Annotated in this window: 6 protein-coding genes; 3 read left to right on the top strand and 3 right to left on the bottom strand. The window is 66.5% G+C overall.

The window, feature by feature from the left end:
* The first annotated feature begins 153 nt into the window (after window positions 1-153).
* Both RMO81_RS12055 and RMO81_RS12060 read left to right on the top strand, forming a co-directional pair.
* Window positions 154-858 (top strand): MerR family transcriptional regulator, encoded by a 705-nt coding sequence (locus RMO81_RS12055; RefSeq protein ID WP_310476135.1) that lies wholly within the window; start codon window positions 154-156, stop codon window positions 856-858.
* Complete coding sequence (locus RMO81_RS12060) at window positions 851-1,945, top strand: asparaginase (RefSeq protein WP_310476136.1); 1,095 nt, start codon at window positions 851-853, stop codon at window positions 1,943-1,945. The genes RMO81_RS12055 and RMO81_RS12060 overlap by 8 nt, the downstream gene beginning before the upstream one ends.
* Here the strand turns inward: RMO81_RS12060 and RMO81_RS12065 are convergent.
* The 3 genes from RMO81_RS12065 to RMO81_RS12075 form a co-directional block, all read right to left on the bottom strand.
* Window positions 1,942-3,066 (bottom strand): hypothetical protein, encoded by a 1,125-nt coding sequence (locus tag RMO81_RS12065; protein WP_310476137.1) that lies wholly within the window; start codon window positions 3,064-3,066, stop codon window positions 1,942-1,944. The genes RMO81_RS12060 and RMO81_RS12065 overlap by 4 nt on opposite strands.
* Entirely contained in the window at window positions 3,063-4,445 is a 1,383-nt protein-coding gene (locus tag RMO81_RS12070; protein WP_310476138.1) for a glycosyl transferase family protein, read from the bottom strand. The genes RMO81_RS12065 and RMO81_RS12070 overlap by 4 nt, the downstream gene beginning before the upstream one ends.
* Window positions 4,446-4,568: 123 nt before the next feature.
* The gene (locus RMO81_RS12075) at window positions 4,569-5,276 is read right to left on the bottom strand and encodes an acyl-homoserine-lactone synthase (protein WP_310476139.1); all 708 of its coding nucleotides are present in this window, start codon (window positions 5,274-5,276) and stop codon (window positions 4,569-4,571) included.
* Window positions 5,277-5,352: 76 nt separating this feature from the next.
* On the opposite strand from RMO81_RS12075, the gene thyA reads away from it, so the two are divergent.
* The coding region (thyA, locus tag RMO81_RS12080; RefSeq protein WP_310476140.1) for a thymidylate synthase at window positions 5,353-5,991 on the top strand (639 nt) is incomplete at its 3' end.

Consider the following 5,991-nt stretch of genomic DNA (forward strand, 5'->3'; position numbering starts at 1 on the left):
GGCGTCGCCACCAGATAATCCGCGATCAACCGCAGTTTGGCAGTGCGGCTGCGCGTATACAGCAGCGCGTCGAGCAGGCGGGCAAAGCTTTCCATCGGCAATCACCCCATTAGCATGGTCGCAAAAGTTGCGCTAAGGCGCTGAGCAATGAGAATGCGCGATCTTGAAAAAGCCAGCGGTGTGGGGCGGGAAACCATCCGTTTCTATATCCGTGAAGGCCTGTTGCCCGAACCCGACAAGACCAGCCCGAACAGCGCCCGTTATTCCGATGTGCATGTTACCCGCCTGAAGGCGATCAAGCGCCTGCAGGAAGAACGTTTCCTGCCGCTGGCCGTGATCCGCACCCTGCTGGAAGCCGAGGACGGCGACCGCTGGCTGCTGCCCGATGTGTTCCCGACCCTGGATGCCTTGCTGGCGCAGCGGCTGGAGGCTGGCGGCCCGGCGCGGGTGGCGCTGGCCGATCTGGCGCTGCCGGAATATCAACACGAACATCTCGACGATCTGATGATCCCGCTGGCCGAGGACGGCACCATCACCGCCCGCGATGCCGCCATCCTGCGCACGGCGCAGCGGTTGGATGATATCGGCTTTACACCGGAACTGGGTTTCGATGGCGGCCAGATGCGGCTTTACAACGTGCTGATCGACTGGCTGACGGCGCAGGAAGTCCGCCACTTCCTTGAACATACTGCCGGCCATGTTGGCGAAGCCAAGGCGCTGGACATGGCCGAACAGGGGATTTCGGTGATCAATGAGCTGCTCGGCCAGCTGCGCACGCGGGCGTTGCTGCGCAAACTGGCGGAACGGCGGACGATTGCCAATCGGGCCGTCAACTTGGGCGCCAGCGACAATGAGTGAAGGACAGGCCTTGCACAGTTTCACATGGATGATGGCCGCCACGGCATTGCTGGCCGGCACGGCGCTGCACGCACAGCCGGCCATGTCCGCCGCCACCGGCCACGTGCGGATATTGGCCACCGGCGGCACCATCGCTGGCCGGGGCAATGCCGCCGGCACCGGTTATCGTTCAGGCGCAGTATCGGTGGACGATCTGATTGCCGCGCTGCCGGGGGTGGACAAGATTGCCCGGGTTTCGGGTGAGCAGATCGCCAACGTGCCCAGCAGCGACATGGATGAAGCCATCTGGCGCAAGCTGCATGCCCGCGCACTGGCGGCCTTTGCCGATCCCGATGTTGCCGGAATCGTCGTCACGCACGGCACCGACACACTGGAAGAAACCGCCTTCCTGCTCAGCCTGATCCTGCCGCCAACCAAGCCGGTTGTGGTGGTTGGCGCGATGCGGCCCAGCACGGCTGTTTCCGCCGATGGTCCGCAGAACATGCTGGATGCCATCCGGGTCGTCACTGCGCTTGCTTCGGCCGGACGGGGCGTGATGGTGGTGATGAACGACAGCATCTTTGATCCACGTTCGGTCACCAAATTCGACGTGAACCGCATCGAGGCCTTTACCGCTCCCAGCCGCGGCCCGATTGGCCATGTGCTGAACCTTGCCCCGCGCTATTTCGGGCCGCCGCAGCCGCAGCCCGCCGTATTGGCCCTGGGCGAGGCCAAGTTGCCGCGCATTGCAGTGGTATATGCCTATGCCGGCCAGACCGAAGACGAAGTGCGCGATATCGCCCGCGATGCCGATGGCGTGATCGTGGCCGGAGTTGGTACTGGCGGCGTTTCCAGCGGCGCCCGCAAGGCGCTGCGGGCGCTGGTGGCAAAAAACATCCCGGTGGTGACCACGCCGCGCCAAGGCCACGGCGATGTGCGGCGCGCGGAACCGGCTGCTCAGTCGGACGATGATGACCGGGTGCCGACCATCGGCGGCCGCGAACTGACCCCGGCAAAGGCACGCATCCTGCTGATGCTGGCGCTGCAGCAGCCGCGAACGATGGCAGAGTTGCAGACGATCTTCGACCGGGCCGGCACCACCAACTAAAACCCCGCAGACACCGTCAGCACCGGGCCGCTGCCCGGCGCCGCATTGCCGCCCACGCGTTGTCGCCAGTCGGCCTCGATGCGGACACCCTTGATGCGGGCGCTCATCGAAGGGCCAACATCGACCCGCCAAACAGTGGGCGAGCCGGTTTGCACGCTGGCCCAAGTGGCGGCTTGCACCACGGCCGGGCCAAGCCTGATCACCCGCGCCCGCGCCTGGCCGCCGGCATAGACCTGCCCCGAATCGAGCGCACCGGCCTCGCCATAGGCTTCGAGGCGCTGCCACTTGCCGCCAGCCGCCAGCCGCGCGGTGAAGGCGCCGCTTGTGGCATCGCCCAGCGGCACCAGCCGCTCGACGGACAGCGATACGCCGGGCAGCAGCGTCTGGCGCAGGCCCAGCGCCAGCTGCGCCGTGTCTCCGCGCACACCGCCGGCATCGGCAGCGACATTGGCGCGCGCCACCAGAGCCAGCGGCCGGCGGGCAAAAGGATCGGTGAGCCAGGCAATGCTGCCGCCCAACTGGCCGCCGCCCAGCACGGGCGAGGCCGCGGGCCCGGAACTGCCGCCATCGCGCAGCAGGGCAAAGCCGCCCAGTTGCCAGCGCTGGCCCAACGCCTTGCGATCGGCCTGCCATTGGCGATTGCCGGGCTGCTGGGCCAGCGCCGCATCAAACAGCGCGGCCGCCTGACGGCGCTGGCCGGTGCGCTGCCGATCATAGGCGTGGGCGGCAAGCGCGAAGGCCGGATCGGGCGGCGTTGCCGGCAGCATGGCGGGCACTGGCAGCGGGTTGGCCGGAGTTGTCGCAATCGGCGCAGCTGCTGGCACGCTGGGAATGGGGCCAGGAAAAGGGCTGGTTTGGGCCCGCAGCAGCAAAGGCGGCATCGTTGCTGGCAGCAGCGGCGCTGGCCACATCCGCCCGGCAGCGACCCGTGGCAACGGCGGCGGTTCCGCCTGCGGCCTTTGCGCCAACACCAACCGGGCAGCTGGCGCTGCCAACAGCGCCAGCGCCTGCAGTTCGTGCTGCATGGCCGGCACCCGAACTGCAATCCACAAGCCCAGCACCAGGCCCAGCCCGGCCAATGCCCGCAGCGGCCGGCCCTTCAAGCCATTGCCGTCGATCACGGCAGCAGGCCGGGAAAACGGTGGCTGGTCTTGTCCCAGGCCAGCCGGCGACCACTGCGCAGGGCCTGCCGGTATCGCGACAGCGCCCGCAGCGCCGCCATGGCATTGATCAGATTGCCGACCAGCGCGCGCGGCGTGGCCAGCAAGGCTTCGGTGAGGCCGTGCACCGACAGCGTGAACAGCGCGCGCACCAGCAAGCGCCAGCACAACAGCGCAAAATTCAGCCACAACAACGCCCGGGTGACCGCACCGGCCACCGGTGGCAGCCGCGCCGCCGCCGGTGATGCCGCGCGCAGCAGTTCATCGACCCCCAACAGCGCCGCGATGACATAGGCCGCCAGCGTGAGCAGCGCCATCATCGGTGCCTTGCGATCACGCAGCAGCATCCAGCGGTTGATCATGCCGCCGCGCCAGCCAATCCGGTCCCAGCCGGCCAGTGCAATGCCGGTGAGCCAGCGCGATTTCTGGCGCACTGCAGCTTCGAACGACGCCGGAAAATGTTCCCGCGTGGCCACTGGCTGGCCATCGGCCATCACCCACACCAGGCAGCCGCGCCCACCGAGCGCATGCACATGCTGGCCCAGCTCATAATCCTCGGTCAGGCTGGCGGCATCAAAGGGCGCGCCGCCGCGGGCATCGGCAATGCGGCCCAGCATGGCGCGATCGATGGCCACGCCCACGCCGGCCGCCGGCACCGCTGCGCCCAGCCAGTGCCGCACCAGCAGATCCTTGGCGTGGGCTTCGGCAAACTCATCGATATAATGGCCGGAAATCAACGGGCTGTCGGCATCCGGCAGGGGCAGCACCGGCAATTGCACCATGGCCGATTGCGGCAGATGCGCGGCAAACACCGCCAGTTCCTGCGCGTGCACCACGTCTTCGGCATCGTGCAGCACGATGGCATCAAAGGGCTGGCCGCTGGTTGCCTCCTCTGCCAATGCCGCCCGCCACAGGCTGTTGAGGCAATCAGCCTTGGTGGTTGGCCCCGGCGCGGCGCCAACCACCGCATGCAACCGCGAATCGGTAAGCGCCGCTACAGCCGCCTGGCCCTTGGGATCGTTGGGATAAAGACCAACAAACACGGCATAATCCGGCCAGTCCAGCCTGGCCAGCAGGCGTTGCAGCATGGCACCGATCACCGCCGATTCGTCCCAGGCCGGGATCAGGATGGCAAAGCGCGGAGAAGGCGACCCTGAAGGCGACTCTGGCGGCGGCGTTGGCGCGAACAACTGGGGTTTGCGCCGGTGGCGCGGCATCAACAGCCACAAACTGTCGATGGCCAGATCGTCCAGGCCGTTGATGGCGACCAGCAGCGCCACCAGCAACAAGGCTTCGGCCAGCGCGACATGCCACAGGGCGAGCAGTTCAGGCAGCATCATGGCCGATGGTTCGATCGAGGATGGATGCCCCGGCCTGCCCCAAATTCTGCGCACGGGGAGGGCCGTTTGCAGGTGGATTCAGCAGGCCGGGGCATCCTCGGCGGGAAAGCGACGGGCGCAGGGTCAAAACGCCCGTTCATTCTCCCTGCCGATGGTGGGCAGCGGCAACACGGGCCGGGCGATCGCCCAGGCGCTGCGCAGGCGCTGCAAAGTGGTTTCGTTGACGAAGATCTGCAGGGCCGCCACGGCGTTCACCCCTTCGCCGTGCGGCATGCCCATCGGTTCGGCATCCCAGCCGATCGACAGCAGGCTGGGCAGCCAGGGCAGATGCGTGACCATGGTATAGCGGGTGATGCCAGCGGCCAGCGCGTGTTCGAACAGCGCGATGGACAGTTGCCGGCGCACCTGAAGTGCCTCGATGCGCGACAGGCCGGGCGCGGTCACCAGCCGGGTGATTTCGCACACATCAGGCCCGATGGGCACTTCATCGGCACACAGATGGGCAAATTTGTCGCCCAACAGGTGCGCGCCGGTGGACGGCAGCAGCCGCACCGAACCGAGATGACGGCCAGTTTCCGGCTGATGAACGATCAGATACAGCGTGTCATCGCCATCATATTCGTCAATTTCATGCAATCCATCGGGCGATTGCAGATCCCAGCCCAGCCGATCCATCAACACGATCTTGCGATCCTTCAGCATGGCCGAACGCAGCGCCGCGCGGGTGTTGCCCCGGCTGGCCAGAGCCGCCGCCTGGCCATGGGCGTCGCGCCACAGGCCCGGCACGGCCTGGATATCGTGGCTGGTGCCTGTGGTTGCCGTGCCAAACATCTGCCGCCTCCCCGTCGCTGTGGACAGACGTGTGGTGCCTGTTGACGGGTGCGCGCCATATCCCTGACAAGGGGCAATGACTTTGACCGGCGAACAACAGTATCTTTCCCTGATGGACCGTGTGTGGCGCGAAGGCGCGACCCGCGGCGACCGCACCGGCACCGGCACGCGCGCCCTGTTTGGCGAGACGCTGAAGTTCGATCTTTCCGATGGCACGGTGCCGCTGCTCACCACCAAGCGCGTCTATTGGAAATCCGCCGTGAAGGAGCTGATCTGGTTCCTGAACGGCGAATCAAACATCCGGCCGCTGGTGGAACAGGGCGTGCATATCTGGACGGACTGGCCGCTGGACGCCTATCGCCGCGCCACCGGCGAGCAATTGAGCCGCGACGAATTCGAAGCCCGCATCATCGCCGATGATGAATTCGCCGCGCGCTGGGGCGATCTGGGCCCGGTGTATGGCGTGCAGTGGCGGCGCTGGCCGCGTTATGCCGCCAACGAAGACGGCAGCTTTCGCGCTGATACGCCGTTTGATCAGATGACAGAGTTGGTGCACGGCCTGAAGCACAACCCTGCCAGCCGCCGCCACATCTTCACCGGCTGGAACGTGCCGGAACTTACCCAAATGGCGCTGCCGCCCTGCCACATGACCTACCAATATTTCGTTGCTGATGGTCGCCTTTCCGGCATCCTCTATCAGCGCAGTTGCGATCTG

Source organism: Sandarakinorhabdus sp. (assembly GCF_031422795.1).
Lineage (GTDB): Bacteria > Pseudomonadota > Alphaproteobacteria > Sphingomonadales > Sphingomonadaceae > Sandarakinorhabdus.

Bases quoted from the DNA above. Each gene is read 5' to 3' on its own strand.
- RMO81_RS12055 (WP_310476135.1), top strand. From the start codon at position 154: ATGCGCGATCTTGAAAAAGCCAGCGGTGTGGGGCGGGAAACCATCCGT.
- RMO81_RS12060 (WP_310476136.1), top strand. From the start codon at position 851: ATGAGTGAAGGACAGGCCTTGCACAGTTTCACATGGATGATGGCCGCC.
- RMO81_RS12070 (WP_310476138.1), bottom strand. From the start codon at position 4,445: ATGATGCTGCCTGAACTGCTCGCCCTGTGGCATGTCGCGCTGGCCGAA.
- RMO81_RS12075 (WP_310476139.1), bottom strand. From the start codon at position 5,276: ATGTTTGGCACGGCAACCACAGGCACCAGCCACGATATCCAGGCCGTG.